The sequence below is a fragment of the Dongia sp. genome (assembly GCF_041918875.1).
In the GTDB taxonomy this organism is placed as follows: domain Bacteria; phylum Pseudomonadota; class Alphaproteobacteria; order Dongiales; family Dongiaceae; genus Dongia.
In genome coordinates this window covers 55,485-82,401 of the sequence record NZ_JAYRUV010000015.1, presented here as the reverse complement: position 1 = coordinate 82,401, position 26,917 = coordinate 55,485, and the positions used below count along the sequence as shown (strand labels likewise).

Genomic DNA, 26,917 nt, shown 5'->3' with positions numbered 1-26,917 from the left:
ATGCAGGGTCATCATGGGGCCGTTCGAACATCCGGATAATTCCTATTACGCCGCGACAGCCAATCCGTTTCAGCGTCTCGAACCGCTGTCTGGCAATGTGTCCGCGGACGTCTGCGTCGTCGGCGGCGGCTTTACCGGCCTGTCGGCGGCCCTGCATCTGGCCGAACGCGGCTACAAGGTCGTGCTGCTGGAACAGGCGCGCATCGGCTGGGGTGCATCGGGCCGCAATGGCGGCCAGATCAATCTCGGCCTGCGCAAGGGACCGGAGGAGCTGATCGCCGCCTTCGGCGAGACGCGCGCCAGGCAGCTCTTCAGCATGAGCGAGGAAGCACGACAGATCATCGTCGATCGCGTGGCCAAACACGACATTGCCTGCGACCTGAAACCAGGCACGCTCCATGTCGCCAGCAAGCCCGGCGACTGGAAGTGGATGGAAGACGAGGTTGCCTGCCTTGAGCGTGCCTATGGCTATAAGGGTGCCAAGTTCCTCGACAAGCAGCAGACCCGCGCGGAACTCGGTTCCGATATCTTCCATGCCGGCGTGCGCGATACGGGCGGCGGCCATCTGCATCCATTGAACTATGCGCAGGGCCTGGCCCAGGCGGCGATCGCCGCCGGCGCCATCCTGCATGAGCAAAGCCATGTCGTCCGCATCGAGAAGGGGGCGACGAACCGGGTCGTCACCACGGGCGGAGAAGTGAACGCCACCTATGTCGTGCTCGGCTGCAATGCCTATCTTGGCGATCTCGAACCGCGCATCGCCGGCAAGATCATGCCGATCGCCAATTTCATCGTCGGCACGGAGCCGCTGTCGGATAACGAGGCGCGCGACGCGATCACCCACGATGTCTGCGTCTGCGACACAAAATTCGTGGTGAGCTATTGGCGCCTCTCCGCCGACCGCCGCATCCTGTTCGGCGGCGGCGAGCGCTACAACACACATCCGCCGGCCGATATCGGCGCTTTCGTGCAACCCTATCTCGCCCGCGTCTATCCGCAATATGCGCATAAGCGCATCGATTACGGCTGGGGCGGCATGCTGGCCATCACGGCCTCGCGCCTGCCGCAGCTGGGGCGCATGGGCAATCTCTTCTTCGCCCATGGCTATTCGGGGCAGGGCGTTGCCACCACGGGTCTCGCCGGCAAGCTCATCGCCGAAGCCGTGGCCGGCACCGCCGAACGCTTCGACGTCTTCGCTGCCATCCGCCACCAGACCTTCCCCGGCGGCACGCTGCTGCGCCACCCGCTTCTGGTTGCGGCGATGCTGTGGTATGCGCTCCGGGACCGGCTCTGACGCGCCGTCAGCGCTTTTGGCTTCTGCCTGCCGACCTTCCTCGGCTGGGTGGGGAGAGGGCCGGGCTGGGTGTCCCTTGCGGCGGCGACATAGCCGGCCGTGTCGCGGGCCTGCGCGGAATTGCCGCGCGCTCCGGCGCCACATTGCTGCATCGCGAAGGCGGCCGGGAGGATACTAATATTCGACTGGCTGGTTTCATCAGCCGGGCCACCCTGGTCTTCCGCCCGCTCGACTGCATCAGCCACGACGCCATGTATTTCCTCAAGCATCTCAGCCGCCAAGCCGGCAACCCCCATGGGCCGCTGCGCACTTCCGGCCCTCCTTCCTTCCTCGCCGCCCCGCGCGGCGTAGATCTCTCCAGGATCGACGCGGCTTTCTGACCGCGCCGCGTCCTGCCATCTCTCCTCACTCTCAACATGAAAGATCGACCATGTCGAACGCGCTCAAATTCTACATCGACGGTGAATGGGTGAATCCGGTGAAGCCGGCGACACTCGATGTCATCAATCCGGCGACCGAGGAAGCCTATGTGAAAATTTCGGTCGGCACGGCCGCCGATGTCGACCGGGCCGTCGCCGCCGCCAAGGCCGCGTTCCCGAAATTCGCCGCAACCAGCAAGGCCGAACGTCTCAAGCTGCTGAGACGCATTCTGGGAATCTATAACGAGCGTTCCGAGGATATCGCGCGCGCTGTCTCCGACGAGATGGGGGCGCCGATGTCCTGGGCGCGCGATGCGCAGACCTGGGCCGGCCGCGTTCATCTCGAGGCCACCATCAAATCGCTGGAGGATTTCGAGTTCGAGCATCAGCGCGGCGCCACGCGCATCGTCAAGGAGCCGATTGGCGTTGCGGCCCTCATCACGCCGTGGAACTGGCCGCTCAATCAGATCGTCTGCAAGGTGGCGCCGGCCATCGCCGCCGGCTGCACCATGGTGCTGAAGCCCAGCGAGATAGCACCCATCAGCGGCATCGTCTTTTCCGAGATCATGCACGCCGCCGGCACGCCGGCCGGCGTCTACAACATGGTCAATGGCGACGGTCCCTCGGTCGGCCAGGTGATGGCGGGGCACAGGGATGTCGACATGGTGTCCTTCACCGGTTCGACCTGCGCCGGCATCATCGTCGCCAAGACCGCGGCCGACACGGTGAAGCGCGTGGCGCAGGAACTGGGCGGCAAGTCGCCCAACATCATCCTGCCCGATGCCGATTTCGAGCTTGCCGTGAAGAAGGGAGTCGAAGGTTGCTTCGGCAATACCGGCCAGTCCTGCGATGCGCCCACCCGCATGCTGGTCCCGCGCGCCCGCCACGAGGAGGCGCTGGCCATCGCCAAGATCGCGGCCGAGGCCCACAAGGTCGGCGATCCGAAAGCCGCCGACACGGTGCTGGGTCCCTTGGTCAGCGAGCTGCAGTTCAACAAGGTGCAGCGCCTGATCGAAGCCGGCATCAAGGAAGGGGCCACGCTGGTTGCCGGCGGCACTGGTCGCCCGGAAGGCCTCAATCGCGGCTATTATGTGCGCCCGACCGTGTTCGGCCATGTGACGCCGGAGATGACCATCGCGCGCGAGGAGATCTTCGGCCCCGTGCTTTCCATCCTGTCCTATGACAGCGAGGCGCAAGCGGTCGCGATCGCCAACGACACGGTCTATGGCCTTGCCGCCTACGTTCAGTCGAAGGATTTGAGCCATGCCCGCGCGGTGGCGCGGCAGCTGCGTGCGGGTCAGGTCAATATCAACTATCCGGATTGGGACACGTTTGCGCCCTTCGGCGGCTACAAGCAGTCCGGCAACGGCCGCGAATATGCCGATTGGGCGATCCATGATTTCCTCGAAGTGAAAGGCATCATCGGCTACGGAAAACCCTAAAACGTCTGTCTGTCTCTTTCGTCATGCCCGGGGATGACGGTTTGGATCGTGGGCCGATCCCCGGTTCGTCACATGGCGGTCATGATATTTCGGGACTTTGGCGGTGGCATGGAATGCTGTATTCCACTGCCATTCGCCAAAGTGACCATCAAAGTGACCACCAAAGTGATCTGAGGAAAGCGCTGTCATGCCCAACAATCTGAAGTTCTACATCAACGGCATCTGGGTCGATCCGGTGAAGCCGGCGACCATCGACGTCATCAACCCCGCGACCGAGGAGGCCTTCACCAGGATCTCCATGGGCAGTGCCGCCGATGTCGACCGGGCCGTCGCCGCCGCCAAGGCAGCCTTTCCCAAATTCTCCCAGACCAGCAAGGCCGAGCGCGTGGCGCTCCTGAAGCGCATCCTCGCCGAATACAATAACCGCTATGAGGACATCGCCCAGGCGGTCTCCGCCGAAATGGGCGCACCGCTCGCCATGGCGCGGGATTCGCAGGCCGCCACGGGCAAGATCCATCTCGAGACCACCATCAAGGCTCTGGAGGATTTCGCGTTCGAGGAACAGCGCGGCGACACGCGCGTGGTGCGCGAAGGGATCGGCGTCGTGGGTCTCATCACGCCGTGGAACTGGCCCTTGAACCAGATCGTCTGCAAGGTGGCGCCCGCCATCGCCGCCGGCTGCACCATGGTGCTGAAGCCCAGCGAAGTGGCGCCGATCAACGCCATCATCTTTGCCGAGGTGATGCATGCGGCGGGCGTTCCCGCCGGCGTCTTCAACCTGGTGAATGGCGACGGCCCGTCGGTCGGCCAGGTCATCGCCGCGCACAAGGATGTCGACATGGTGTCCTTCACCGGTTCGACCCGCGCCGGCATCATCGTCGCCAAGACCGCGGCCGACACCGTGAAGCGCGTCAGCCAAGAACTGGGCGGGAAGTCGCCCAACATCATCCTGCCCGACGCCGATTTCGAGACCGCCGTTTATAAGGGCATCCAGGGCTGCTTCGGCAATAGCGGCCAGTCCTGCAACGCGCCGACGCGCATGCTGGTGCCGGCCGCCCGCCATGACGAAGCACTCTCCGTCGCCATGAAGGCCGCCGAGGCGCACAAGGTCGGCGATCCGAAATCGGCCGACACGGTGCTGGGCCCGGTGGTGAGCGAGGCGCAGTTCAACAAGATCCAGGGCCTCATCGAGACCGGCATCAAGGAAGGTGCCACGCTGGTCGCCGGCGGCACCGGCCGGCCGGAAGGCCTCAACCGCGGCTATTACATCCGCCCGACTGTCTTCGGCCATGTGACGCCCGACATGACCGTCGCGCGCGAGGAAATCTTCGGACCGGTGATCGCCATCATGTCCTACGACAATGAGGAACAGGCGATCGAAATCGCCAACGACACGGTCTATGGGCTCGCAGCCTACGTCCAGTCGAAGGATCTCGCTCATGCCCGCAAGGTCGCGCGGCAATTGCGCGCCGGCCAGGTCAAGATCAACTATCCGGCCTGGGACACCTTCGCCCCCTTCGGCGGCTACAAGCAGTCCGGCAACGGCCGTGAATACGCCGATTTCGGCATCCACGATTTCCTCGAAATCAAGGGCATCTGCGGCTACGGCGCGGCGTGACCCGCGCGGCGTTGGCGTTCCGCCCGGCCCCGGGTTATTGTCGCCTTCCAACATGAGGAAAGCGGCATGAAAATTCTGATCCTGGGCGCCGGGGGCGTTGGCGGCTATTTCGGTGGGCGGCTTATCGAAGCCGGCGGCGACGTCACCTTCCAGGTGCGCCCGGCCCGGGCCCGCAACCTTGCCGCCAATGGACTCGTCATCAAGAGCGCGCTCGGCGATGCCAAGCTCCCCGTGAGGACCATCGAGGATGCGCAAGGGGCCGGCCCCTTCGACCTCGTCATCGTCAGTTGCAAGGCCTATGACCTCGCCCCCGCCATCGAAGCGATCGCCCCCCATGTGGCGGCGGGCGCCATCGTCCTGCCGCTTCTCAACGGCATGCGCCATCACGACGATCTGCGCGCGCGCTTCGGTGCCGAGCAGACCATCGGCGGCATGTGCCAGATCGAGACGACACTGTCGCCCGCAGGCGAGATTCTGCACAAGAGCGAGTTCGCGCGGATGGTCTTCGGTCCGTTCGAGGAATATCCGCCGACCCCGCGCGCGCAAGCCGTCGTCAGCGACCTCGCCACGCTCTGCGGCAGCGCCAATTTCTCCGCCAGGCTGCTCGATCCCGTCGACCAGGCCCTGTGGGATAAGTGGGTCATGATCGGCACTTTGGGCGGCATCACCTGCCTGATGCGCGGCGCCACCGGCGATGTGATGGCGGCGAAGGAGGGGCGCGAGCTCATCGAGGAACTGCTGCAGGAAGCGATCTCGGTCGCCACCGAAAACGGCTATCCGCCCAGCGCCGACTATCTCGTCAATGCCAGGAAGCTCCTGATGGCGCCCGGCTCCACCTTCATGGCCTCGATGCTGCGCGACATCGAGAAGGGCGGCGCCATCGAGGCCGACCATATCATCGGCGACATGTACCGCCGCGCCCACGAATTCGGCCACGACGCCAATGTCCTGCGCATGGTCTATTGCCATCTGCAGGCCTATGAAGCACGGAGGGCGCGGGGCGGCCTCTGAACCGACAGCCCCCGCTCCCCAACGTGGGAGAGGGTTAGGAAGAGGGGGCGCTTCGCGGAAACAAAAAGGCCGGGCATCACTGCCCGGCCTTTCCGCATTCAGTCGAAAGGATCTTACGCCGCCAAGGTGCCGTTGAGGCCCTTCACGAAGATCGACCCCAGCTCGCTGGCGCCGACCTTGATCGGGTTGCCGCCGGCGGAGGGGTCTTCGGCCGCCATCTTGGCTACTTCGTCGACGCGCTTGTCGTCGACGCCGATCTCCTTCAGCGTATGCGGAATGCCGATATCCTTGCGCAAAGCGAGGATCCATTTCTGCACGGCATCGAAGCCCGGATTGGCCAGGTCGAGGAAACGGGCGAGGCGCGTCATGCGTTCGTCGATGGCCTTGCGGTTGAACTCCAGCACATAGGGCATCACCACGGCATTGGTGAGGCCGTGATGCGTGTTGTACAACGCACCCAGCGGATGGCTGATGGCATGCATGCCGCCAAGGCCCTTCTGGAAGGCGGTGGCGCCCATGGTCGCGGCGATCATCATGTTGGCGCGTGCGGCGAGGTTCTTGCCGTCCTTCACCGCGGCCGGCAGGTTCTCCTGCACCAGGCGCATGCCCTCGAGCGCGATGCCGTCGGCCATCGGGTGAAAGCCCGGGGCGCAATAGGCTTCGAGGCAATGCGACAGCGCGTCCATGCCGGTGGCGGCGGTGACATGCGGCGGCAGGCCCACGGTCAGTTCCGGATCGTCGATGACGACGGTCGGCATCATCTTCGGGTGGAAGATGATCTTCTTGGTGTGCGTGGTCTCGTCGGTGATGACGCCGGCGCGGCCCACTTCGGAGCCCGTGCCCGAGGTGGTCGGCACGGCGATGATCGGCGCGATGCCGTCCGGATTGGCGCGGGTCCACCAATCGCCGATATCCTCGAAATCCCAGATCGGGCGGGTCTGGCCGGTCATGAAGGCGATGACCTTGGCGGCGTCCAGGGCCGAGCCGCCGCCGAAGGCGATGACGCCGTCGTGGCGGCCGGCGCGATAGACCTTGAGGCCGTCCTCGACATTCTTGGCAATCGGGTTGCCCTGGATTTCCGAGAACAGGCCGGTGGGAATGCCGGCGGCCTCGTTACCGGCGATCGCTTCCTTGATCATCGGCAAATTGGCAAGGCCCGGATCGGTCACCAGCAGGGGCCGTTTCAGGCCGACCGCCTTGCAATGGTCGGGCAATTCCTTGATACGGCCGCAGCCGAATTTGACCGAGGTGGGATAGTTCCAATTGCCCCGAAGAGCGGCAGCGTCCTGGCTCATGGCCTGTGCGATCCTTGGCTGGTGTTGGCGACATTGAATCGGGCGGCATTCTAGCCTTGTTTCCCTGCAGGAAAAGGGGGAATAGCAGCCGCGAATGGGGGAACGGCCATGCTTCCCGGCGATGGCTTCGCAGACGCAAAAAACGCCTATCTGCGAAGCGGTTGCCGTCGCTTCCATTCATCCATGCCAATCCCAACCCGTTATTCGCCTGCCACCTTGTTGCGCTCCCCCAGCATCACGATGGCACTCGATGCCACGATGAGGACCGCGCCGACGATGCCGGTATGGGTCGGCAGGTCCCGCCAGACGAGATAGCCGAGGATCACCGACCAGACGAGGGCGGTATATTCCGTGGGTGCGATCACGGAGGCCGGCGCATGGCGGAAGCTTTCGTAAAGCAGGTACTGGCCCGATCCGCTGAGCAGGCCCAGGCCCACCATCAGGCCGAGGTCGAATAGATCCGGGCTGTGCCACAGCCAGGGCATGGCGGCGCCGCACAGCAGGGCAAAACCGCCATTGGTGAAGATCATCTGATTGATGGTCGGCTCCACATGCATGATCTTGCGCACGAGGATCGTGGCGAAGGCCCAGAAAGTGGCGGCCACCAGCACCAGCAGCGCCGGCCACAATTCCGGCCGGCCGCCGGGGTTGGCGGCAATGGCGACGCCGATGAACCCGACGATGACCGAGGCCCAGCGCCAGACATTGACCTTCTCCCGCAGGAACAGGATCGACATCACCGTGACGATGACGGGGGCGGCATAATAGAGCGTCACCAGATCGGGGAGCGCCAGGTGTTTGGCCGCTGTGAAATAGCAGAGCCATGCCGCCAGCAGCAGCGCCGCGCGCAAGGTGAGCCCGCCTTTGTTGCGGCTGCGCGCCACCGCCAGCAAGCCGCTTCTGCCGCCGACGCTGAAACTGATGATCGAGATGGTGAGCGAACGCACGAACAGGATCTGGAAGATCGCGTAATCATGCATCACCAGCCATTTGACGATGGCGTCCTGGCCGGAAAAGATGCCATAGCCCAGGATGGCCAGCGCCACGCCCCATTGCGTGTTCTCGGTAATCTTGGTGTTGGTGGCGAGGGTCAAGATGGAACTCGTATGCATTGGGCCCGTCCAGGATGGCCCGCCGCCGCGTCCCTTGTCGAGGCCGCCGGACATGCACGGCTCACATGGCGGCGATGCACGTTGACGCGGTGACTGGTTACACGCGCCCGGCGAGGCGTAATCCGTCGCGCATGTTGAGCGCCATGAGGCTGAGATTGACGGCGCCGGCCAGCAGTTCCACCGCCTGCACGGCATAGAAAACACCGCCGAACTGCAATTGCGCTGCCAGATGGGCCAGATAGAAGGCGGCTGGCATCAGGACGAGCAGGCCGTTGGCGGCGATGATCTTCATGCGTGATTGTTTGGCCGCAATCCGCGCATCGCCGGACTTGCCGGCCATTCTGGCGCCCGAGGCCCCAGTGAAGGCGAGGGCAGGGACCAGCAGGATGAAGCCCCAGGGAATCGTGATCTTGACCGCGACGATGGCGGCCACCGTCCCAAACAGTTCCGTTCCCAGCGTGGACAGCCAGAATGTCAGGATGATGGCAAAGCCGAGACAGCCGGCAATGGGGTGCATGCGCTTAAGCATCGTCCGTCTCCGCTGCCGCTTCCAACTGTTCGCGGATGCGGCGCAGCACGGCATGGGCTGCATCCAGTTGCCTGACGCTCAAGCCCCGCGCCAGATTCGTGGCCCAGGGCCGGTGCCGCCTGATGGCGCCGGCATAGGCCGCCTCGCCCTGCGGCGTCAGTTCCACCAGCTTGGCACGCCGGTGATGCGGGTTGGGCGCAAAGCGCACCAGCCCCTCCGCCGCCATCTCGTTGACGGTCCGCTGCACCGCCTGGCGCGTCAGGCCCATATTGCGCGCGATGTGTGCGACCGGCAGCGCCGGAGCGTTCAAGGCGATGGCACCCAGCACCTGCCAGCGCGCGGAGGTGAGGCCGATCCCCGCCACCAGAACGTCGCCGGCCGCCAGCAGTCGGCCGTTCAGGCGGAACGTCTCCAGCATCAGCTCGGTGATGGCGTCGAGGGCTGTATGTCTCATGGCAATAAACTGCCATATTGACAATATATTGTCAATATTGTTGCCGTCGCTTTCAAGCTGGGTGTTCCGTGCTATCTTCCTGACATTGGTTCGAAAGAAGCGGGAAGGGAGGCTTCAATGCATGAAGGTGGCTGCGAATGCGGGGCTTTGCGTTACCGCGTGACGGGGGAGGCGTTCGGCACCGGCTATTGTCATTGCCGCATCTGCCAGCGTACCAGCGGTGCCCCCGCGCAGGCCTTTGCGCGCATACATGCCGACCAGTTCGCCTACACCAAGGGCGAGCCCGTCGTCTTCAATTCCAGCGAGCATGGCCAGCGCGAATTCTGTGCCGTGTGTGGCAGCCAGTTGCTCTATCGGGGGCGGCAGGGGCCTTTCGATGTCGCCTTCAACACGCCGACGCTCGACGACCCTTCAGCCTTTCCGCCGCGCGAGCATGTCTGGTGCCGCAGCCGCCTGCCCTGGTTCGACACCGCCGACACATTGCCGCGCCAGGACTAGAATCTCCGCGTCGAGGAAATCGAGGAACGCCCGCACTGCCGGCAGCTGGCTGCGGCACGAGGCGAAGACGGCGTGGAATGGTCGCCCATCTGCCGCCCCTACAGTCCCAGACCGAGACCCAGGCTCGTATCCAGCCGCTTTGCAATGAAGACGGCGTAGTTGCGATAGCCGAGATAGTTGGGATGGAAGATGCCGGACGGGATGCCGCCGAAGGCCTTGGTCTTCGAGACCGCATCCAGTCGTGGTTCGATCTTCGCCGTCTCGGCGGCATCGAACAGCCGCTTGACGGCAGGGTCGCTTACCATGGCATCGCTGCCGGTCTTGCGGTCGAGCCCGCCGACATCGGCGGCAGTGAGCGTGACTTCAGGGATGGTCCCCTGGAAGGCATTCGTATCGCTGAAATTCAATGTGAAAGGTGTCAAGCGCGCGCAATAGCCATTGCCGAGGGAAGCGCCGATAAAGCCAGTGCGCACGGTATGGGCGTCACTATTTCCCAAGGTCAGCCAGCCATGCTGCTTGGCTGCGCGATGCACCGCCTTGATGAGCGCATCGAAGACATGGTCGTGAGCGAATGCGGCTTCTGCCCGACGAATGCCGTCCATGCCTTTGACCATGGCCAGCATCGGTATCGATCGCCGCTGTCCCTGTCCCAGCAAGGAACGAATGGTCTTGCGCAGCAGGCTATGCTCGTCGAAGCAGATATCCTCCTTATCGCCGGCGGAAAACCCACTCGACATGACGTCGGGATATTCCATGATTACCAAGGTCTTGGCTTTGATGCCGAGCGCCTTCACCCTGTTGGCAACGAGATCGTTGAGGAAAGGCAGAACCTCGATAGCGGTGTCGACGGCCTTACGCACGGCGGCGATTGCTTCTTCCACGTTGCGATTGTCATTCTCCATGTTGCGGATGACACCGCCGAAGCCGATATCGTTGCCTCCGGTCGACAAGATCAGTGCATCCGGTTGGCGCGCGTAATTGCCGCGGCATCGGCGGGCCGCGGCATCCCAATCGCTGCAAAGGTTGCGGGCGAGATTCTCGACCTGTGGCGGCAGCGGAGTAGCCAGCACTTTTTCATCCAGGCGCGCGGCTTGCGGGACCGGGCCTTTGTCATTGGCTTTCTTGATCTGGCTCGGTACCTCACGCCCGATATAGCCGGTGAGAATTCCGTCGAAGACGGCCGCGCCCGAACAGGCATAGCTGATGAAGCTGTAGCTGGCGTGCTGCGGCCTCTTCGCCGCATGCTGGGCATCGACCAATGCCGCAACCGCCAACGCCGAGCCTGAGAAGAGAGATCGATGGCAACGCTGATCCCACCAATGTGCCGGCAAGACGCGTTTTTGGGCGAAATAGTTTCTCAGACTATATTCCCATTGCGCGGCCTCGCCGAAATGAGTGCGCGCAGCGCGTGGCTCGTCCGGTGCACCTTCACCGGCACCGAATGAGTCGCCCAATGTCACGATCAGGTAATCGCGCGGCTCAATGATGGCGCTGATTGTCTGCGTTGTGCTGCCGGTGCGGATGTCGACCGAAATCTCGTTCTTGGACAGCGCGGTGTCCAGCCTCAGGCTGCCATCGGCGGCGCGCGGGCAGGGCATGTTGCCGGCAGGCGGTTGCGAGTCCGGCTGGCCGGCTGCTTTGAGCGTCGTGCCGATGGGGGTGTGCCAGGTACACGTTGCCCCTGCCGGTACGGCACCGGTCAAATAGAGATCCACCGCGAATGTGGGCTGTTGGAGCCAGGTCGGGTCGTAGTCGTGGGTTTCAGGCCGGTAGTAGGTTTGGGTCAGATAATTTCCCAATTCGCCGCGCGTTTGTGCCGACTCGCTGCCATAAACGAAATAGCGCTTACTGAAGATTGTCGAGACGAAGCTGTCGAAATCCTTGCGCCGCGTCATCGCCATGACCGTGCGCGCCAAATCCATGTAGCGGTCGGCGCCCTCCTGCGTCCTGAACAGGCGCAGCGGCTGCGGGATGGACCATTCGATGGCCGGCGCGTCGGCATGAGCGAAGCTGGGCAAGCCGGTAAGTGCCGCGAAGAATCCTGCGGCCAAGCCGGTCGCTCGCTTTGTCCGGGAAAAGCCACGCTGAGTGCGCGACGAAGATGTCGGCCCGTCGAATAGCATTCCAGCCCTCCAATAAGCAGAGCGATGCCGGATCAATTGTCAGTCGGAATTCGACGATATACTACAATCTTTGGGCGTAGGCGGCAATAAGGATTTTCGCTTTTATTGCGGTGCCATCAATCCCATTCCCCGGTCGCGCGCCGCTCGTTCCATACCTTCATGACGCCCCAGCCGCCGGCCGGCGCGGTGGCCGGCATGGATGGCATGGGCGATGAGGCCCGGCGCTTCAGCGTCGCCGATGCGGGTGATGCTTTTGAAGGCCGCATCATTCTTTAGGGCGTCGAACAGGGTGGTGTTGGGCTCGCGCGATGTCACCGGAACCAGCGCCGCCACGGCGAGGCTCGCCAGTGCGCCGCCATAGACGCAGCCGAGGTCGAGCTTGCCGGACGAGAAGGCCAGCAGCGATTTGTTGAAATGGCAGGCGATGCCCTGCGCCAGCACATGCGCGTGGATCGCGGCCTGGTCGCCTGTATAGCTGGCCCAGGGTGCGACCACGCCGGCACTGGTGACCAGATGCACCGCGCAACCGGCGTTGCGCAGCTTGTCTGCAAGGCTCGGGCCCAGGTAGAAGCCGTCATCGTCGTAGACTGCGACCGGACCCGCAGGCACATGGCCGCGCATGATGTCTTCAGGAGCGATGATGGCGGGATCGCGCGGGTCCAGCGTCGGCGCCTGCGTCGCTCTTCCCGTCCCGTCCTTGCGCCACGTGCTGCCCGTGGCGCAGATCACATGGGCGGCGTCGAAGTCGCGCACGTCGGTGGCGCTCATCTCGCTTTCCAGGAACAGTTCGATATTGGGCATTTTCGAAATCTGCCCAAGCCGCCAGTCGCGCACGCGCGCCCATTCGGCAAGGCCCGGCAGTTTCGATTCCAGGTTCACGCGGCCGCCGGGCTCGCGCGATCTTTCGGCGAGCGCCACTTCGTAGCCGCGCGCGCCCAGCGTCCGCGCCGCCTCAAGGCCCGCCGGCCCCGCGCCGATGATCAGCACGCGTTCCCGTGTCGCGTCGCGCGTGATGATTTCGGGGTGCCAGTTGCTCCGCCATTCCTCGCCCATGGTCGGGTTCTGCGTGCAGCGGATGGGGACGGAGCGCGAATTATGCGCATAGCAGATATTGCAGCCGATGCATTCGCGGATATCGTCGAAACGCCCGTCGCGGATCTTGTTGGGCAGAAAGGGATCGGCGATCGAGGGCCGCGCCGCGCCGACGAAATCGGCGGTGCCGGATTTGACGAGGCGCAGCATCGATTCCGGCGATGTGTAGCGCCCGACCGTGACGATGGCGCCGCTCACCAGTTGGCGGATCCGCGCCACGTTCGACTCCAGCGCACCTTCCTTGACGAAGCGCGACGGCCCCATCTCCAGACTGTAGTCGTTGACGGTGACGTCCCAGAGATCCGGCAGCCCGTCGAGGCTCCCGGTCATCTCCAGCCACTCGTCCTGGTCCTCGGGCAACTCGCTGTTCGACGACCAGCGCAGCGCCACCGCGCATTCGTGGCCGACCGCCTCCTTTACCGCTTCCAGCAGTTCGCGCACGATGCGCACGCGGTTGAGGGGCGATCCGCCATATGCGTCGCCGCGCCGGTTCTCCTTGGTGAGGAAGGAATGCAGCAGGTAATGATGGCAGGCATAGACATAGACGATGTCGAACCCGGCCTTGACGGCGCGCCTTGCCGCCTCCACATGCCATCTGCGGATGTCGGCGATATCCTGCCGGTCGAGCGCCCTGGTCTGCAGCGGATCGCCAGTCAGCACAGGCTGGCTTGCCATGCCCATCGGCGGCAGGCGCGAGGCCATGTTGGCCATGCGCTGTCCGCCCAGGAACAGTTCGACGCCGGCCAGCGATCCGTGTTTGTGGACAGCCTCGGTCATCAGAGCATGCTGGCGGATGTCGTCATCGTCCCACAAAGTCTGGATGGGGTAGGGCGCGTCGTCGGAGGTCGGGTGGATCGTGCAGTATTCGGTGTTGACCACACCCCAGCCGCCCTCCGCCTTCACCCCGCGCATGGCAGCCAGGATGTGCGGCCGCTCATGTCCCATGCCCGAACAATGGGGCACCTGGTAGAAGCGGTTGGGTGCAGTGACCGGACCGATCCGGAGTGGGGTGAAAAGAGGATCGAAACGTGGGTCACGGGGCATGGAAACCGGCCTTGGAACTGAATGAGCATTCAAGAATTGAATGATCGTTCAATTCCAAGGCCGATGTCAATCGCCCTTGGGGACTCAGTTCCGTCCGCTCAGCAACCCACGCGCCACGACCTGGGCCTGGATCTCCGCCGCGCCCTCGAAGATGTTCAGGATTCGCGCGTCACATAGCACGCGGCTGATCTTGTATTCCTGGGCGTAGCCGTTGCCGCCATGGATCTGCAAGGCGTTGTCGGCGTTCGACCAGGCGACGCGGGCGCCGAGGAGCTTCGCCATGCCGGCCGGAATATCGCAGCGCCGCTCGCTGTCCTTTTCGCGCGCGGCGAAATAAGTGAGCTGGCGTGCGATCATGGTTTCGACCGCCATCCAGGCGAGCTTGCCGTGGATGCGCGGGAAGCTGTAGATCGGCGCGCCGAATTGCACGCGCTCTTTCGCGTATTTGAGGCCGAGTTCCATGGCGCACTGCGCGACGCCGACCGCGCGTGCGGCGGTCTGGATGCGCGCTGACTCGAATGTCGCCATCAGCTGCTTGAAGCCCTGGCCTTCGACGCCGCCCAGCAGGTTCGCGGCCTTGACCTCGAAACCATCGAAACCCAGCTCATATTCCTTCATGCCGCGATAGCCGAGCACGCCAATCTCGCCACCGCTCATGCCTTTGGCCGGGAAGGGTTCGTTCGCCGTGCCGCGCGGCTTTTCGGCGAGGAACATGGAAAGCCCGCGATAGTCGCTGGAATTGGGATCGGTGCGAGCCAGCAGAGTCATCACATCGGTACGGGCCGCATGGGTGATCCAGGTCTTGTTGCCGGTGACGCGATAGACATCGCCGTCCTTCACCGCGCGCGTGCGCAAGGATCCGAGGTCCGAGCCGGTATTGGGCTCGGTGAAGACGGCGGTCGGCAGGATCTCGCCGCTGGCGATCCTGGGCAGCCATTGCCGCCGCTGTTCTTCGGTGCCGCCCAGGCGGATGAGTTCGGCGGCGATTTCCGAGCGTGTGCCCAGCGAGCCCAGCCCGATATAGCCGCGCGAGAGTTCCTCGGTCACCACGCACATGGCGAGCTTGCCCATGCCGGAACCGCCGAATTCCTCCGGCACGGTGAGGCCGAAGACGCCCATCTCTGCAAGCTCACCGATGACATCGAGCGGAATGAGTTCGTCCTTCAAATGCCATTGATGCGCCGCTTCGACATGGTCGGCGGCAAAGGCATGGAACTGGTCGCGGACGATGGCGAGCGCTTCGTCGTCGAGCGCCGCTTCGCCGAACTCGCCTTCGACGATGAGATCGGCAAGGCGTGATCGCGCGGCGGAACTGTTGCCGTCATTCTGCAGGGCCTCATCGAATTTCGCGGCACTGGCATCGAGGCCGTAATCGCCAAGGCGCACGATTTCGCCTTGGGCCATCGGCCAGCCGCCTTTGATCTGCGAGAGATATTCGCCAAAGGCGATCTGCAGGATGAGCTGTTCGCGTTCGCCGAAGCGGCCGCTGCCATCCAGGCGCCCGGCCCAGCCCAGCATCTGTTCGAGGCCCGTCACATAGGTGGCCAGCCAGGAAAGCCCGTGGGCGACGAATTGCTGCGCATCGAGCGCCTTGGCATCGACGCGGCCGCCGGCGGTAACTCGGCCGATCAGGCGGCCCCGCACATCGTCGAGAATGGCTTGCGCGGCTGTGAGACTCTTCCGGGCACGGACAAGCAGATCTGAGAGGAGCGGCGAAGCCGCCGCTCCTTCCTCGCGCAAGATGGCGGACATTACTCCTCCACGCAGTCTTCGAGGGTGCGCCGACCCGGACGCTTGGCCTGAATCAGCACGGCCATGTTGCCGGGTTTGTGCTGGTTCTTCCACATTTTGGTATGGGCAGCGGGGATGTCGTCCCAGCCGAACACTTCCGACATGCAAGGGTCGATGCGCCGCTCGACGACCAGGTGATTGGCCTGGCTTGCCTGCAGCAGGTTGGCGAAATGGCTGCCTTGGATACGCTTCTGGCGCATCCAGACGAAGCGCGCGTCGAAGGTGAGATTGTAGCCGGTGGTGCCGGCGCAGAAGACGACCATGCCGCCGCGCTTCACGACGAAGCAGGAGACGGGGAAAGTCTGTTCGCCCGGATGCTCGAAGACGAAATCGACATCGATGCCCTTGCCGGTGATGTCCCAGATCGCCTTGCCGAAGGCGCGGCACTTCTTCATGTAATCGTTATAGCCGTCGGTATCGTCGACGTCGGGCAATTGTCCCCAGCAATCGAAATCATTGCGGTTGATGACGCCCTTGGCACCCAGGGACATGACGAATTCACGCTTCGATTCATCCGAAATGATGCCGATCGGATTGGCGCCGGCGGTGGCGCAGAGCTGCACCGCCATGGAGCCGAGGCCGCCCGAGGCGCCCCAGATGAGAACGTTATGGCCCGGGCGCAGGATATGCGGGCGATGGCCGAACAGCATGCGATAGGCGGTGGCGAGCGTCAGCGTATAGCACGCGCTTTCCTCCCAGGTGAGATGCTTGGGGCGCTGCATGAGCTGGCGGCCCTGCACCTTGCAGAACTGGGCAAAGGATCCGTCCGGCGTTTCATAGCCCCAGATCCGCTGACTAGGCGAGAACATCGGGTCGCCGCCATTGCATTCCTCGTCATCGCCATCGTCCTGATTGCAATGCACGACGACTTCATCGCCGACCTTCCAGCGTTTCACCTTGGAGCCCACCGCCCAGACGATGCCGGCGGCATCCGATCCGGCGATGTGATATGCGGCCTTGTGCACGTCGAAGGTGGAGATGGGCTTACCGAGCGCCGCCCAGACGCCGTTATAGTTCACGCCGGCCGCCATCACCATGACGATGACTTCGTCCTGGTCGGGTTGCGGTGTGGCGACAGCTTCAACCAGCATCGCGGTCTCGGGCGGGCCGTGGCGGTCGCGGCGGATGGCCCAGGCATACATCTGCGGCGGCAGATACCCCAGGGGCGGAATTTCGCCGATTTCGTAGATGTTCTTCCCGGTGACGGGCGCCGCCTTCGGGGGGGGCGCCTTGGCATCGCCGGGTTTGCTTTCGATCGCTACGATCTTGGCCGTCTCACTCATGATGTCGTCTTCCCATCCTTGGCTGGCGCTGCGGCGGCCACCTCTTCGCGGGTGACTTAGCCGTTGCAGCATGAACAATATCCTGCCTTCGCGCTTGCAGCATCGTCAAGTAGGGCGTGTTACAAAAATACGTTAATCATGTTCCGGCGGCAAATAAATGGCCAATCCACTGAAAGATCATGAAATTATATTACTAATCTCATCGGCGCGACGCTAAACGAAAGCCATTGGAAAACCCGGATCTTCGGGTCGGGTTCATTTCGCGAAGGGCGCGCATCGGCACCCCGCAAGGAAGCCTACAGGCCGCGCCGAATCGTCGCCAGCCCGAATTTCCCCTTTCCTTTGGCATGATTTTGATTGAACATTCATTCAATATCAGAAATGGGGGAAACGCATGCGGCGGAAATTGGCGCGTGGATTCAACGGTGGCGACATGGCGCCGGCCAAGATGTCCGGCCTGCATTCGGCGGCCAGCATTCCTTACAGCCCCCTGGACCAGGACGGCGTCGCCCGGATATTGGAGGCGGCGCTGCATCTGCTGGCGGACAGCGGCGCCTGTTTCGAGCCGGGGACGGAAGCGGATGCATTGCTGCGACGGGCCGGCTGCGAGGTGAGCGGCGACGGCATCGTGCGCATTCCGGTGGAGGTGACGCGCCGCGCCCTGGCGACCACGGCGCGCAGCGTCGCATTGTGGAACCGGTCCGGCGCCGCGGCGATCGATATCGATTGCGAACATAGCTGGTTCATTCCCGGCATGACTTGCATCAAGGTCTTCGACCCGGTGACGGGTGCCCCGCGCGAGAGCATGCGGGCGGATCTGGCGACGATCGCGCGGGTGGCCGACGCGCTGAGCCATATCGACGGCGTCTGCGTCGCCTGCAAGAACGTCGCGCGGTCCGATGCGGCGGGGGAGGTCGACGAGTTCCTGTGCCTCGTGGAGAACACGGAGAAGCCGCTATTCTATCTGTGCGAGAATGCGTCCTCATTGGCCACGGCGATCGAGATGGCGCGCATTGTCCGCGGCGGTGCGGAGGCATTGCGCGCGAAGCCCTATTTCCTGCAGATCGTGACACCCCTGCCGCTGAGCTACGCCGCCAGCCATATCGAGCAGATCATCCTGGCGGCGCGAACCGGCGTGCCCGTTTCGACCGGCACGGTCGCCATCGGCGGCGCATCATCGCCGATCACGCTGGCCGGATGCCTCGTCCATTGCCTGGCGACGGATTTCGCCGGCATGGTGCTGGCGCAGGCCGTGCGGCCGGGAGCGTTCTGTATCGGCAGTTCCGACGTCAATTTCATGGAACCGGCCACGGGGGCGATCGGCAGTTTCGCGCAGGCATCGCTCGGCGATCTGGCGGCGGCGCAAATCCGCCGGCATCTCTGCCTGCCGTCGCTCACCAGCATCGCCGGCTCGTCGGTGGCGCGGCGTTTCAACCAGGATGCGGTGTGGGAAATTTCATCGAGCCTGATGCAGGCCTTCTTCAGCCGCCCGGCCACCTGCCACTATCTGGGTTCGCTCGACCAGGGCCTCACCTATTCGCTGCAGGCGCTGCTGCTCTCCAACGATCTTGCCATGCTGCTGCGAAAAATGTGGCAGGGGATTGCGGTCGATGACGAACAACTGGCGCTCGATATCGCCCGCGACGTGGGTCCGCGCGGCAATTTCCTGGGCCAGATCCATACCGCGCGGCATTGCCGGTCGCAGGTCTGGAATTCGCGCTATTTCGGCCCCAACATTCCGTTGAGCAACAGCGACCGGGCGGATGAGGAGTTGTTCGAGCGGATCGATGCCGATCTCAAGACCATCATGAACACGCACCAGGTGCCGCCCTTGCCCGCAGCGGTCGCAGCAAGGCTGGAGCGTTTCGGATTGGATCGGCTGTCATCCGAACAGCCCGTGTTAGAGTCATTAATTGGTGAGTTCGTGGATGGCCCGCCTTCGCGGACCATGACGAGGCGGTAGCCGTCTACTTCACCTTGCAGATACCCTTGACGCTTTGCCATTCGGCGTCGGTCATGGCGGTGGTGCCGGTGCTGTCGGCCTTGGTGTATTCGGCGCGTTCAGTGAGGCCGGGGTGGCTCGCCAGCCAATCGGGGATGATGCTGTCGCCGTCCTTTTCGAACTTGTCCTTCATCACCTTGAAGAACTCCGCCATGCCATCGGCGCGGAGGTTCGCATTCTTGAGGAGTTCCAGCCCGCGATAATCGGCTTCCTGCTCCATCTTCCTGGAATAGGACATCACGGTGAGGAGGGTCGCCACGTCGCCGACGCCGGAGCCGCCCAGGATGATACTCACCGTGGCGCTTATGCCCAGATTGCTGATGGCGCTTTGCGTCGGATGGCGCAGGTCGAGATGGGCGATTTCATGCGCCACGACGCCGGAAACCATGTCGGGCGAGCCGGCAAGCTCGATGAGGCCGCTGGTCACCATGACATGATCGCCGGGCAGGGCGAAGGCATTGGGCAGTTTGAGGTCGACTACATCGATGGTGATGCCGTCCTGCTTCTTGGCGGTGTCCTTCAGGAGCTGCGGCGGTGCCAGGCGATCGACCAGCTTGCGCATGGCGGCCTTGCCTGCCGTACCTTCGCAGACGGTGAGGTTCTTGGTAATCGCCTTGTAGATATGGGCGCCCAGGCGCTGTTCCCAGGTCTTCGGGACAAAGCGGGCGAGATAGGCGCTGCCATCGCGCCAGGCGAAATAGCAGCCGGTGGCGATGAGGATGCCAGCCAGCGTCCAGGCGAGGCCCACCGACCAGCCGCGCTTCATCGCGCGCGCCTTCCAATGCTTGAGGTGCGGATAGGTGTCGAGCAGGTCTTGCCGGGAGGGCGATTCATGCAGGACGAGGCGCGGCGCCGGATCGCTGAGGCGGCCGAAATTGATGGCACCGGTCACCTTGTTGGCATCGATGACGCGCATGTCGCCGGCCGGCCAGCGGGCGAGGTTCGGGTTCTCGGCCGAGCCGATGATGATGGTTGAGCCCATCAACGTAATGGCGATGCGATGCGCGGTGGCGGTGTGGCCGTCGTAAAAGCGGTCGTCGGGCAAGATGGTCCTCGTTCGTTATACTACGCTGTCATGTCCCGGCTTGGCCGGGGCATCCACGAGTTCTTTCATTAGCCGCACACAAACTCGTGGATGGCCCGCCTGCGCGGGCCATGACAGGAAAAGGAATACCACTCACAATATCCCAGGATCGAACGCCTCCAGCAGGCCTTCGCCGAATTTGGGCCGCGGCAGTTCGGCGCGGGTGATGGCTGAACCGTCGATTTCGCCGATGATCTCGATATTGCGACTGAGGAACAACATGGTGCGGTGAATCGCGATCGGCAAGCCCAGGCCGAACGTGAACACGATGATGACGATGTTCCAGAAGTAGCGGCTGACCAAGCGGCCCGTGGTGATCGGCGTTGCGAAGCGAAGACCGCCCAGCTCCAGCGTTGAAGCTACTTCCCGAGCCACTGCGACCACGTAGAAACTATAGGCTATGGGCGCAATAAAGACGTAGGCGATCAAGATCACCAGTATGGGTAGGGAGGCGGCGACCATCTCCGAGTTGGAAGCCGGACCCTGCATTTGTCCACTCGCGATGCCGCCTAGGTTCATTAAACCATAGACTAAACTGGCAAAGCCCCCCACGAAAAGAAAGGTAACGAGAAATACCGCGAGCGACACAAAGTAAGCTTTATACACATTTGCGGATTTCAATGTCGCGCTGGCCTTCGCGTCGCCGAAATAAGAATGATTGACGCGGTCGCTCAGCAAGCGCATCTGCGCCCAGGGCCAGGCGAGGGTGAGCGACAGGAGGGAGAGGATGGAGAACCACATCCCCTTCATTCCCCATTTCCAGGCCGAGCCGGTCATGCCGCCATTGATGCCGCGCCATAGCGTGCGGGTCAGGCGATAGCGCTGGGCCGCATACTGCGCGACAAACACCAGATAGAGAATGAGGAAGGAGACACCCAGCTGCAGCACCAGGAGAATGGGTGAGTCCGGCTCCAAGGCTATGCCGAGTGCCTGGATGCCGATCGAGCCTAGGACATAGGCGATCATGACGATGATGAAGCCGACGAAAAGCTCGCCACCCGTGCCGGTATATTCGAAGCGGTCGCCGGCAAGGCTGGTGTGCGACCACAGGTAACGGCGGATGCGCGTCTTGCCCCAGAACCGCCAGATGCTGAAGGTGACCAGCATCAGCAGGGTGTTCTTGATGAAGATCCAGTAGAGTTCGCCGAGGCGCCCGTCATAGACGAAATGGGCGCGGGTGGGCGCGCCGGCTCGGCTGCCGAAGCCGCCTTGCGCCACGGCGCCGCTGTGATCCGGACTGATCTCGCTCATTGATTTCCCCCATCAATCGCTGTCATTTGCCACGCTTATTGATAGTGGAGGCGCTATGCTTGAACAAGACGCTCTTATGTGACCCAAGCGCTTGACAGGCCGGGGGCAATCATGGCTTAACAGGCGCCGATACCCGGTTTCCGGGGTCCGTGGTGATTTGTGCCGGATTGCGGCCACGTAAAATCAAACGCTAAAAGGTCCAGGAAGGCGATCTTTCGCGCAACCTCGGCCTTAATCGGTCGGGGTTTTTTTGTGCCCGGATTCCGGGCTATGCGAGGCGATCATGACGGTAAAGCGCGATATCAAAGCGAATTGGAAGGCGGCAACGAAGCTGGTGCATGCGGGGCAACTCCGCAGCCAGTTCAAGGAAACGTCGGAGACGATCTACATGTCGTCCGGCTATGTCTATTCCTCGGCCGAAGAGGCCGAATCCGCCTTCGACAACAGCCAGCCGCGCTTCGTCTATTCGCGCTTCGGCAATCCCACGGTTTCGATGTTCGAGAGCCGCATGGCGGCGCTTGAGGGCGCCGAGGCCGCGCGCGCCACATCTTCCGGCATGGCGGCGGTGTTCGCGGCCCTGGCCAGCCTGGTGAAATCCGGCGACCGGATTGTCGCCTCCGATGCCCTGTTCGGGTCGTGCCAGTTCATCCTGGCCGAGATCCTGCCGAAATGGGGCGTCGAGACGGTCTTCGTCGACGGGCGCGATCTCAACCAATGGCAGGCGGCACTGGCCAAGCCGACCAAGGCGGTGTTCCTGGAAAGCCCCAGCAATCCGGGCCTGCGGCTGGTCGATCTCAAAGCCGTCTGCGATCTTGCGCACAAGGCCGGCGCCACGGTGGTGGTGGACAATGTGTTCGCCACGCCCTTGCTGCAGCAGCCGCTGCGACTTGGTGCCGACGTCGTCGTCTATTCCGCCACCAAGCATATTGACGGGCAGGGGCGGTGCCTGGGCGGTGTGATCCTGGGGACCGAGAAGTATATCAACGAGACGCTGCAACCCTTCATCCGCCACACGGGGCCGAGCCTCAGCCCGATGAATGCGTGGATCCTCCTCAAGGGGCTGGAGACGCTGGATTTGCGCGTCGCGAAGCAATGCGACACGTCGCTCAAGATCGCGCAGGCGCTCAAGGGCCATGCCAAGCTGTCGGAAGTGAACTACCCGACGCTGGACGGCTTCCCGCAGGTGGAACTGGCGCGGCGGCAGATGAGTGGCGGCGGCACCATGCTGTCGCTGTCCCTGGCCGGCGGCAAGGCGGCGGCGTTCAGATTCCTCAACGCGCTGGAACTGGTGCTGATCTCCAACAATCTGGGCGATTCCAAATCGCTCGCCACGCATCCCGCGACGACGACGCATCAGCGCCTGACGGCCGAACAGAAAGCCAAGCAAGGCATCGGCGACGGGCTCATCCGCCTGTCAGTGGGGCTTGAGGACGCGGCGGATCTGACCGATGATCTGCTGGGTGCGCTGAAGGCGGTTTGAACGTCTCCCTCTCCCTTCAGGGGGAGGGCCGGGGTGGGGGTGGGGTCAGTCTCCACTCTCGCAGATTCATCGCCCATGCCCCACCCTAACCCTCCCCCTGAAGGGAGAGGGGATCGGACGGAGATGCAATGACAAGCTCGACATCCCTCACCGGCCATTGCGCCTGCGGGGCCTTGCGCTATCGCTTCGATCCTGCCTCGGCCGTGGTCGATTACTGCCATTGCAAGACGTGCCAACGCTGGAGCGGGGCGCCGGTCACGGCCTGGGCGCAGGTGAGGCCGGCGCAGTTCGAGATTGTCGCGGGAGAGGCGAAGGCATTCCAATCCTCGCCCCTCTACAAGCGGCATTTCTGCGGTGAATGCGGATCGCCGGTTTATATGAGCGGCGGTGAAACGATCGGCATCATGCTGGGGACGGTGGACGATGCCTCAAGCCTGGTGCCGCGGGGGCATGGTTGGACGGCCGACCAGATGCCTTGGCTCAAAATCGACGATCGATTGCCGCGCTGGGATGAAGATGCACCTTATGATGGCTAATAATATTATAAATCTGTGGCCGCATTCGGCCTGATCTTGCGCCCTGCGGCAATTCCCCTCTATATTGCGTCGCACAAAAACAAGTTCGGGTGGGAGTGACCATGAGTGCGGCGCCGAAAACTCAGTCGAAGAAGGAGCAGCCCTGGCTGTTCCGGACCTATTCCGGCCATAGCTCGGCCAAGGCGTCGAACGAGCTCTATCGCACCAATCTGCAGCGCGGGCAGACGGGCCTCAGCGTCGCCTTCGACCTGCCCACGCAGACCGGCTACGATTCAGACCATGCGCTGGCCAGAGGCGAAGTGGGCAAGGTGGGGGTGCCCATCAGCCATCTCGGCGACATGATGGCTTTATTCGACGGCCTGCCGCTCGCTGAGATGAACACCTCCATGACCATCAACGCGACGGCGCCGTGGCTGCTGGCGCTCTATATCGCCGCCGCCGAACGCCAAGGCGCGGCCCGCTCGGCACTGCAGGGCACGGTGCAGAACGACATCATCAAGGAATATCTCTCGCGCGGCACCTATATCTTCCCGCCGGAACCGTCGCTGAAACTGATCACCGACGTGATCAGTTTCACTTATCGCGAGGTACCGAAATGGAACCCGACCAATGTCTGCTCCTATCACCTGCAGGAAGCGGGGGCGACGCCGGTGCAGGAGCTCGCTTATGCGCTGGCGACGGCGGTGGCCGTCCTCGATCATGTAAAAGCGAGCGGCCAGGTGCCGGCGGAGGATTTTCCGCAAGTGGTGGGGCGCATCAGCTTCTTCGTCAATGCGGGGCTCCGGTTCATCACCGAGATCTGCAAGATGCGCGCCTTCACCGAGCTCTGGGACGAGATCTGCCGCGAACGCTACGGCGTCGAGGACGCGAAGCTGCGCCGCTTCCGCTACGGTGTGCAGGTGAACAGCCTGGGCCTCACCGAGCAGCAGCCGGAGAACAATGTCTATCGCATCCTGCTCGAGATGCTGGCCGTGACCTTGTCGAAGAATGCGCGCGCCCGCGCCGTGCAGCTGCCGGCCTGGAACGAGGCACTGGGCCTGCCGCGGCCCTGGGACCAGCAATGGTCGCTGCGGCTGCAGCAGATCGTGGCCTATGAGACGGACCTCCTCGAATTCGGCGACATCTTCGACGGCTCGGTCGAGATCACGCAGAAGGTCGAAGCGCTCAAAGCCGAAGCGCGCGAGGAACTGGCGCGCATCGATGCGATGGGCGGCGCGGTGGCGGCGGTTGAATCAAGTTATATGAAGCAGCGCCTGGTGGAATCGAATGCACGCCGCCTGGCTGCGATCGAAAGCGGCGCGCAGACCGTGGTCGGCGTTAACAGATATACCGAAAGCGCCCCGTCGCCTTTGCTCAGCGCCGGCGATGGCGGGTTCCTCGCCATCGACGACAAGGCGGAAACCGAGCAGGTCGCGGCCCTCAAGGCCTGGCGTGCATCGCGTGACAGTGCGGTGGCGGCGAAGGCGCTGGCGACACTGGAAGCCGATGCCCGCGCCGGGCGCAATGTCATGGATGCCTCGATCGCCTGCGCCCATGCGGGCGTTACCACTGGCGAATGGGGCGAAACGCTGCGCCGCGTCTTCGGCGAGTTCCGTGCGCCAACGGGTGTCGCCCGGGCCAGCATCGAACAGGGTAGCGTCGCCATCGAGACTGTGCGCAATCAGGTGGATGCCGCCTCGAAGCGGTTGGGGCGGCGCATCAAGATCCTGGTTGGGAAGCCCGGCCTCGACGGTCATTCCAACGGCGCCGAGCAGATCGCGGTCAGGGCGCGGGATGCCGGCATGGAGGTAGTCTATGAAGGTATTCGCCTGACGCCGGCGCAGATCGTCAATGCGGCGCTGGAGGAAAGCGTGCATGTGGTGGGCCTCTCGATCCTCTCCGGCTCGCATATCGCCCTGGTGGGCGAGGTGATGAGCCGCATGCGCGCGGCGGGCATGGCCGACGTGCCGGTGGTGGTCGGCGGCATCATTCCGCCCGACGACGCGAAAAGGCTGCTGGAATTCGGCGTGGCGCGGGTCTATACGCCCAAGGATTACGATCTCAACGCCATCATGGCGGGGATCGTCACCCTGGTGGACCAGCACTCGCAGGCGGCATGAATCAACGGATATTCGGCGACGCATTCCGGCAGGAATTCGAGGAGCTTCTGGCCTGGCGCCGCGATGTGCGGCACTTCCGGACCGATCCCGTGCCGGCGGAACTGGTCGAGCATCTCCTGGACCTGACGTCGCTCTCGCCGTCGGTCGGCAACGCCCAGCCCTGGCGCTTCGTCAGTGTCGATGCGCCGGAGCGGCGTGCCGCCATCGTCGCCAATTTCCAGGGGGCCAACGAAGCGGCGCTCTCGAATTATGAGGGCGAACGCGCCGAACTCTATGCGCGCCTGAAGCTCGCCGGACTTCGCGAAGCGCCGCGCCATCTTGCCATTTTCTGCGACGAGACGACGCCGCAAGGGGCGGGCCTCGGCCGCCTGACCATGCCGGAAACCCTGCGCTATTCGACCGTGCTCGCCATCCATACCTTATGGCTGGCGGCGCGCGCCCATGGGCTGGGGCTGGGCTGGGTCTCCATCATCGATCCGGCCGCGGCCACGGAAACGCTCGATGTGCCCAAAGGATGGTCCTTCGTCGCCTATCTTTGCCTTGGCTACCCCGCCGAGGATCATGTGGAGCCGGAACTGCAGCGCAGAGGCTGGCAGGCGCGCGAAAGTGCCTGCCGCCAGGTATTGCAGCGTTGATCACTGCTCGAAGGTGAGCGTATCGCCCTCGATATGCAATGATTTGAGGTGCGAGAGGAACTCCATGCCGAGCAGCGAGTGGGACATTTCCGCCATGTTCACATGGGCGCGTACATCGTGCATGACAATCGGGCCCATCACCAGTTCGTCAATGCGAATCGGTGCCGAGCGGCCATAACCGTTGGCGGTCTCGGTCATCATATTGTAGGCGAGCTTGTCGAGGTTGTAGCCCAGGCGCTCCGCCGCCTGCGGTGTCAGCACGATGGCGGTTGCCCCGGTATCGACATAGAAGCTGGTCGGCACGCCATCCAGACGGGCCGTCACCTCATAGTGACCCGAACTGGCGCGGGTGAAACTGACACTATGCTCGCCGGTGGTAACGCCAGCGCGCGGACCGAGCGACCCGGCAAAGCGCTGGCCGATGGTGGCAAAATCGTCCTTGTATGAATAGGCAAGGGTAAGCCCGGCCAGCAATACCACCCAGATGGCAAGTTGGGAGAGGGCGGTGCGCGTTTCGGTCTTGAAGCGATAGAGAACGCCGCCGCCCATCAGGCAGAGCAGCATGAGGAGATAGATCAACTGCCGGGTGCCATCGACCTCGTCGAGGCTGGAAAGACTGTTGCCGATGAGCGCCAAGGCGACCACGCCACCAAGGACGATCAACGCCCAAATGGGCCAGCTGTTACGCTCCATCGCCGTTTCAATCCTTCAGTAAATGCTCTTTATAGGCGCAATTGTTCGCTATTTGATCCAAAACGGATTGCCTTGTCCACTCCTAATTCTTGGCTGCCGTCCCGTTCAAGGCCGCCACGGCGGCGAGAAGGG

General features: G+C 63.4%; 22 protein-coding genes and 1 riboswitch. Of the genes, 11 read left to right on the top strand and 11 right to left on the bottom strand.

The genetic code is table 11. The features are described 5' to 3' along the window. Positions 1 to 13 precede the first annotated feature (13 nt). The 5 genes from ACE3TY_RS16140 (at position 14) to ACE3TY_RS16120 (ending at position 5,784) form a co-directional block, all read left to right on the top strand. Complete coding sequence (locus tag ACE3TY_RS16140) at positions 14 to 1,294, top strand: NAD(P)/FAD-dependent oxidoreductase (protein ID WP_374654792.1); 1,281 nt, start codon at positions 14 to 16, stop codon at positions 1,292 to 1,294. Positions 1,295 to 1,437: 143 nt separating this feature from the next. After that, on the top strand, positions 1,438 to 1,674 hold the full coding sequence (locus tag ACE3TY_RS16135; protein WP_374654790.1) for a hypothetical protein: 237 nt from the start codon (positions 1,438 to 1,440) through the stop codon (positions 1,672 to 1,674). A gap of 50 nt (positions 1,675 to 1,724) precedes the next feature. Then, a complete protein-coding gene (locus tag ACE3TY_RS16130; protein WP_374654788.1) occupies positions 1,725 to 3,155 on the top strand; it encodes an aldehyde dehydrogenase family protein in 1,431 nt (476 codons plus the stop codon). A gap of 187 nt (positions 3,156 to 3,342) precedes the next feature. Continuing rightward, a complete protein-coding gene (locus ACE3TY_RS16125) occupies positions 3,343 to 4,773 on the top strand; it encodes an aldehyde dehydrogenase family protein (RefSeq protein WP_374654786.1) in 1,431 nt (476 codons plus the stop codon). A gap of 66 nt (positions 4,774 to 4,839) precedes the next feature. Further along, the gene (locus tag ACE3TY_RS16120) at positions 4,840 to 5,784 is read left to right on the top strand and encodes a ketopantoate reductase family protein (RefSeq protein ID WP_374654784.1); all 945 of its coding nucleotides are present in this window, start codon (positions 4,840 to 4,842) and stop codon (positions 5,782 to 5,784) included. Between the two features lie 113 nt (positions 5,785 to 5,897). On the opposite strand, the gene ACE3TY_RS16115 is transcribed toward ACE3TY_RS16120, so the two are convergent. The 4 genes from ACE3TY_RS16115 to ACE3TY_RS16100 all read right to left on the bottom strand — a co-directional run bounded on the left by ACE3TY_RS16115 (position 5,898) and on the right by ACE3TY_RS16100 (position 9,174). Further along, on the bottom strand, positions 5,898 to 7,079 hold the full coding sequence (locus ACE3TY_RS16115) for an iron-containing alcohol dehydrogenase (protein WP_374654782.1): 1,182 nt from the start codon (positions 7,077 to 7,079) through the stop codon (positions 5,898 to 5,900). A 200-nt stretch (positions 7,080 to 7,279) separates the two neighbouring features. Continuing rightward, complete coding sequence (locus ACE3TY_RS16110; RefSeq protein WP_374654780.1) at positions 7,280 to 8,191, bottom strand: DMT family transporter; 912 nt, start codon at positions 8,189 to 8,191, stop codon at positions 7,280 to 7,282. Positions 8,192 to 8,288: 97 nt separating this feature from the next. Next, positions 8,289 to 8,720: a hypothetical protein gene (locus tag ACE3TY_RS16105; protein WP_374654778.1), complete on the bottom strand. Its 432-nt coding sequence runs from the start codon at positions 8,718 to 8,720 to the stop codon at positions 8,289 to 8,291. Then, a complete protein-coding gene (locus tag ACE3TY_RS16100; protein ID WP_374654776.1) occupies positions 8,713 to 9,174 on the bottom strand; it encodes a MarR family winged helix-turn-helix transcriptional regulator in 462 nt (153 codons plus the stop codon). The genes ACE3TY_RS16105 and ACE3TY_RS16100 overlap by 8 nt, the downstream gene beginning before the upstream one ends. 117 nt (positions 9,175 to 9,291) lie before the next feature. On the opposite strand from ACE3TY_RS16100, the gene ACE3TY_RS16095 reads away from it, so the two are divergent. Then, positions 9,292 to 9,672, top strand: a complete 381-nt coding sequence (locus ACE3TY_RS16095; RefSeq protein ID WP_374654774.1) for a GFA family protein — start codon at positions 9,292 to 9,294, stop codon at positions 9,670 to 9,672. Positions 9,673 to 9,770: 98 nt separating this feature from the next. Here the strand turns inward: ACE3TY_RS16095 and ACE3TY_RS16090 are convergent, their stop codons facing one another. From ACE3TY_RS16090 to ccrA, 4 genes are all read right to left on the bottom strand, one after another. Beyond that, positions 9,771 to 11,723: a hypothetical protein gene (locus tag ACE3TY_RS16090; protein WP_374654772.1), complete on the bottom strand. Its 1,953-nt coding sequence runs from the start codon at positions 11,721 to 11,723 to the stop codon at positions 9,771 to 9,773. A gap of 174 nt (positions 11,724 to 11,897) precedes the next feature. Then, positions 11,898 to 13,931 (bottom strand): FAD-dependent oxidoreductase, encoded by a 2,034-nt coding sequence (locus ACE3TY_RS16085; protein WP_374654770.1) that lies wholly within the window; start codon positions 13,929 to 13,931, stop codon positions 11,898 to 11,900. Between the two features lie 84 nt (positions 13,932 to 14,015). Beyond that, positions 14,016 to 15,683 carry an acyl-CoA dehydrogenase family protein gene (locus tag ACE3TY_RS16080; protein WP_374654768.1) on the bottom strand — a complete coding sequence of 556 codons (1,668 nt, stop codon included), beginning with the start codon at positions 15,681 to 15,683 and terminating at the stop codon, positions 14,016 to 14,018. After that, positions 15,683 to 17,005: a crotonyl-CoA carboxylase/reductase gene (gene ccrA / locus ACE3TY_RS16075; protein WP_374654766.1), complete on the bottom strand. Its 1,323-nt coding sequence runs from the start codon at positions 17,003 to 17,005 to the stop codon at positions 15,683 to 15,685. The genes ACE3TY_RS16080 and ccrA overlap by 1 nt, the downstream gene beginning before the upstream one ends. Positions 17,006 to 17,399: 394 nt before the next feature. Here ccrA and ACE3TY_RS16070 point away from each other — a divergent pair, with 394 nt between their 5' ends. Next, a complete protein-coding gene (locus ACE3TY_RS16070; protein ID WP_374654764.1) occupies positions 17,400 to 18,968 on the top strand; it encodes a trimethylamine methyltransferase family protein in 1,569 nt (522 codons plus the stop codon). Positions 18,969 to 18,972: 4 nt separating this feature from the next. Here ACE3TY_RS16070 and ACE3TY_RS16065 read toward each other — a convergent pair whose 3' ends face one another. Both ACE3TY_RS16065 and ACE3TY_RS16060 read right to left on the bottom strand, forming a co-directional pair. After that, complete coding sequence (locus ACE3TY_RS16065; RefSeq protein WP_374654762.1) at positions 18,973 to 20,052, bottom strand: M48 family metallopeptidase; 1,080 nt, start codon at positions 20,050 to 20,052, stop codon at positions 18,973 to 18,975. A 132-nt stretch (positions 20,053 to 20,184) separates the two neighbouring features. After that, a complete protein-coding gene (locus ACE3TY_RS16060; protein ID WP_374654760.1) occupies positions 20,185 to 21,342 on the bottom strand; it encodes a YjgN family protein in 1,158 nt (385 codons plus the stop codon). Positions 21,343 to 21,481: 139 nt separating this feature from the next. Next, a riboswitch (SAM riboswitch) is annotated at positions 21,482 to 21,556 on the top strand. 69 nt (positions 21,557 to 21,625) lie between these two features. Between ACE3TY_RS16060 and metZ the strand changes: the two genes are divergently transcribed. The 4 genes from metZ to bluB all read left to right on the top strand — a co-directional run bounded on the left by metZ (position 21,626) and on the right by bluB (position 26,092). After that, positions 21,626 to 22,822, top strand: coding sequence for an O-succinylhomoserine sulfhydrylase (gene metZ / locus ACE3TY_RS16055; RefSeq protein WP_374654758.1), 1,197 nt, complete (start codon positions 21,626 to 21,628; stop codon positions 22,820 to 22,822). Between the two features lie 128 nt (positions 22,823 to 22,950). After that, positions 22,951 to 23,358 (top strand): GFA family protein, encoded by a 408-nt coding sequence (locus tag ACE3TY_RS16050; protein ID WP_374654756.1) that lies wholly within the window; start codon positions 22,951 to 22,953, stop codon positions 23,356 to 23,358. 101 nt (positions 23,359 to 23,459) lie between these two features. Then, positions 23,460 to 25,457, top strand: coding sequence for a methylmalonyl-CoA mutase family protein (locus tag ACE3TY_RS16045; RefSeq protein WP_374654754.1), 1,998 nt, complete (start codon positions 23,460 to 23,462; stop codon positions 25,455 to 25,457). After that, the gene (gene bluB, locus ACE3TY_RS16040; RefSeq protein ID WP_374654752.1) at positions 25,454 to 26,092 is read left to right on the top strand and encodes a 5,6-dimethylbenzimidazole synthase; all 639 of its coding nucleotides are present in this window, start codon (positions 25,454 to 25,456) and stop codon (positions 26,090 to 26,092) included. Before ACE3TY_RS16045 ends, bluB begins: the two co-directional genes overlap by 4 nt. Here the strand turns inward: bluB and ACE3TY_RS16035 are convergent, their stop codons facing one another. Then, positions 26,093 to 26,785 carry a TIGR02281 family clan AA aspartic protease gene (locus ACE3TY_RS16035; protein ID WP_374654750.1) on the bottom strand — a complete coding sequence of 231 codons (693 nt, stop codon included), beginning with the start codon at positions 26,783 to 26,785 and terminating at the stop codon, positions 26,093 to 26,095. It abuts the gene before it with no gap. Positions 26,786 to 26,917 lie beyond the last annotated feature (132 nt).

What these genes read in the sequence shown, in the direction of transcription:
- ACE3TY_RS16085 (WP_374654770.1), bottom strand. Translation starts at nt 13,931, where the DNA reads ATGCCCCGTGACCCACGTTTCGATCCTCTTTTCACCCCACTCCGGATC.
- ACE3TY_RS16125 (WP_374654786.1), top strand. Translation starts at nt 3,343, where the DNA reads ATGCCCAACAATCTGAAGTTCTACATCAACGGCATCTGGGTCGATCCG.
- ACE3TY_RS16045 (WP_374654754.1), top strand. Translation starts at nt 23,460, where the DNA reads ATGAGTGCGGCGCCGAAAACTCAGTCGAAGAAGGAGCAGCCCTGGCTG.
- ACE3TY_RS16080 (WP_374654768.1), bottom strand. Translation starts at nt 15,683, where the DNA reads ATGTCCGCCATCTTGCGCGAGGAAGGAGCGGCGGCTTCGCCGCTCCTC.
- ACE3TY_RS16130 (WP_374654788.1), top strand. Translation starts at nt 1,725, where the DNA reads ATGTCGAACGCGCTCAAATTCTACATCGACGGTGAATGGGTGAATCCG.
- ACE3TY_RS16140 (WP_374654792.1), top strand. Translation starts at nt 14, where the DNA reads ATGGGGCCGTTCGAACATCCGGATAATTCCTATTACGCCGCGACAGCC.
- metZ (WP_374654758.1), top strand. Translation starts at nt 21,626, where the DNA reads ATGACGGTAAAGCGCGATATCAAAGCGAATTGGAAGGCGGCAACGAAG.
- ACE3TY_RS16095 (WP_374654774.1), top strand. Translation starts at nt 9,292, where the DNA reads ATGCATGAAGGTGGCTGCGAATGCGGGGCTTTGCGTTACCGCGTGACG.
- ACE3TY_RS16105 (WP_374654778.1), bottom strand. Translation starts at nt 8,720, where the DNA reads ATGCTTAAGCGCATGCACCCCATTGCCGGCTGTCTCGGCTTTGCCATC.
- ACE3TY_RS16050 (WP_374654756.1), top strand. Translation starts at nt 22,951, where the DNA reads ATGACAAGCTCGACATCCCTCACCGGCCATTGCGCCTGCGGGGCCTTG.
- ACE3TY_RS16100 (WP_374654776.1), bottom strand. Translation starts at nt 9,174, where the DNA reads ATGAGACATACAGCCCTCGACGCCATCACCGAGCTGATGCTGGAGACG.
- ACE3TY_RS16035 (WP_374654750.1), bottom strand. Translation starts at nt 26,785, where the DNA reads ATGGAGCGTAACAGCTGGCCCATTTGGGCGTTGATCGTCCTTGGTGGC.
- ACE3TY_RS16115 (WP_374654782.1), bottom strand. Translation starts at nt 7,079, where the DNA reads ATGAGCCAGGACGCTGCCGCTCTTCGGGGCAATTGGAACTATCCCACC.
- ccrA (WP_374654766.1), bottom strand. Translation starts at nt 17,005, where the DNA reads ATGAGTGAGACGGCCAAGATCGTAGCGATCGAAAGCAAACCCGGCGAT.
- ACE3TY_RS16060 (WP_374654760.1), bottom strand. Translation starts at nt 21,342, where the DNA reads ATGAGCGAGATCAGTCCGGATCACAGCGGCGCCGTGGCGCAAGGCGGC.
- ACE3TY_RS16110 (WP_374654780.1), bottom strand. Translation starts at nt 8,191, where the DNA reads ATGCATACGAGTTCCATCTTGACCCTCGCCACCAACACCAAGATTACC.
- ACE3TY_RS16120 (WP_374654784.1), top strand. Translation starts at nt 4,840, where the DNA reads ATGAAAATTCTGATCCTGGGCGCCGGGGGCGTTGGCGGCTATTTCGGT.
- ACE3TY_RS16070 (WP_374654764.1), top strand. Translation starts at nt 17,400, where the DNA reads ATGCGGCGGAAATTGGCGCGTGGATTCAACGGTGGCGACATGGCGCCG.
- bluB (WP_374654752.1), top strand. Translation starts at nt 25,454, where the DNA reads ATGAATCAACGGATATTCGGCGACGCATTCCGGCAGGAATTCGAGGAG.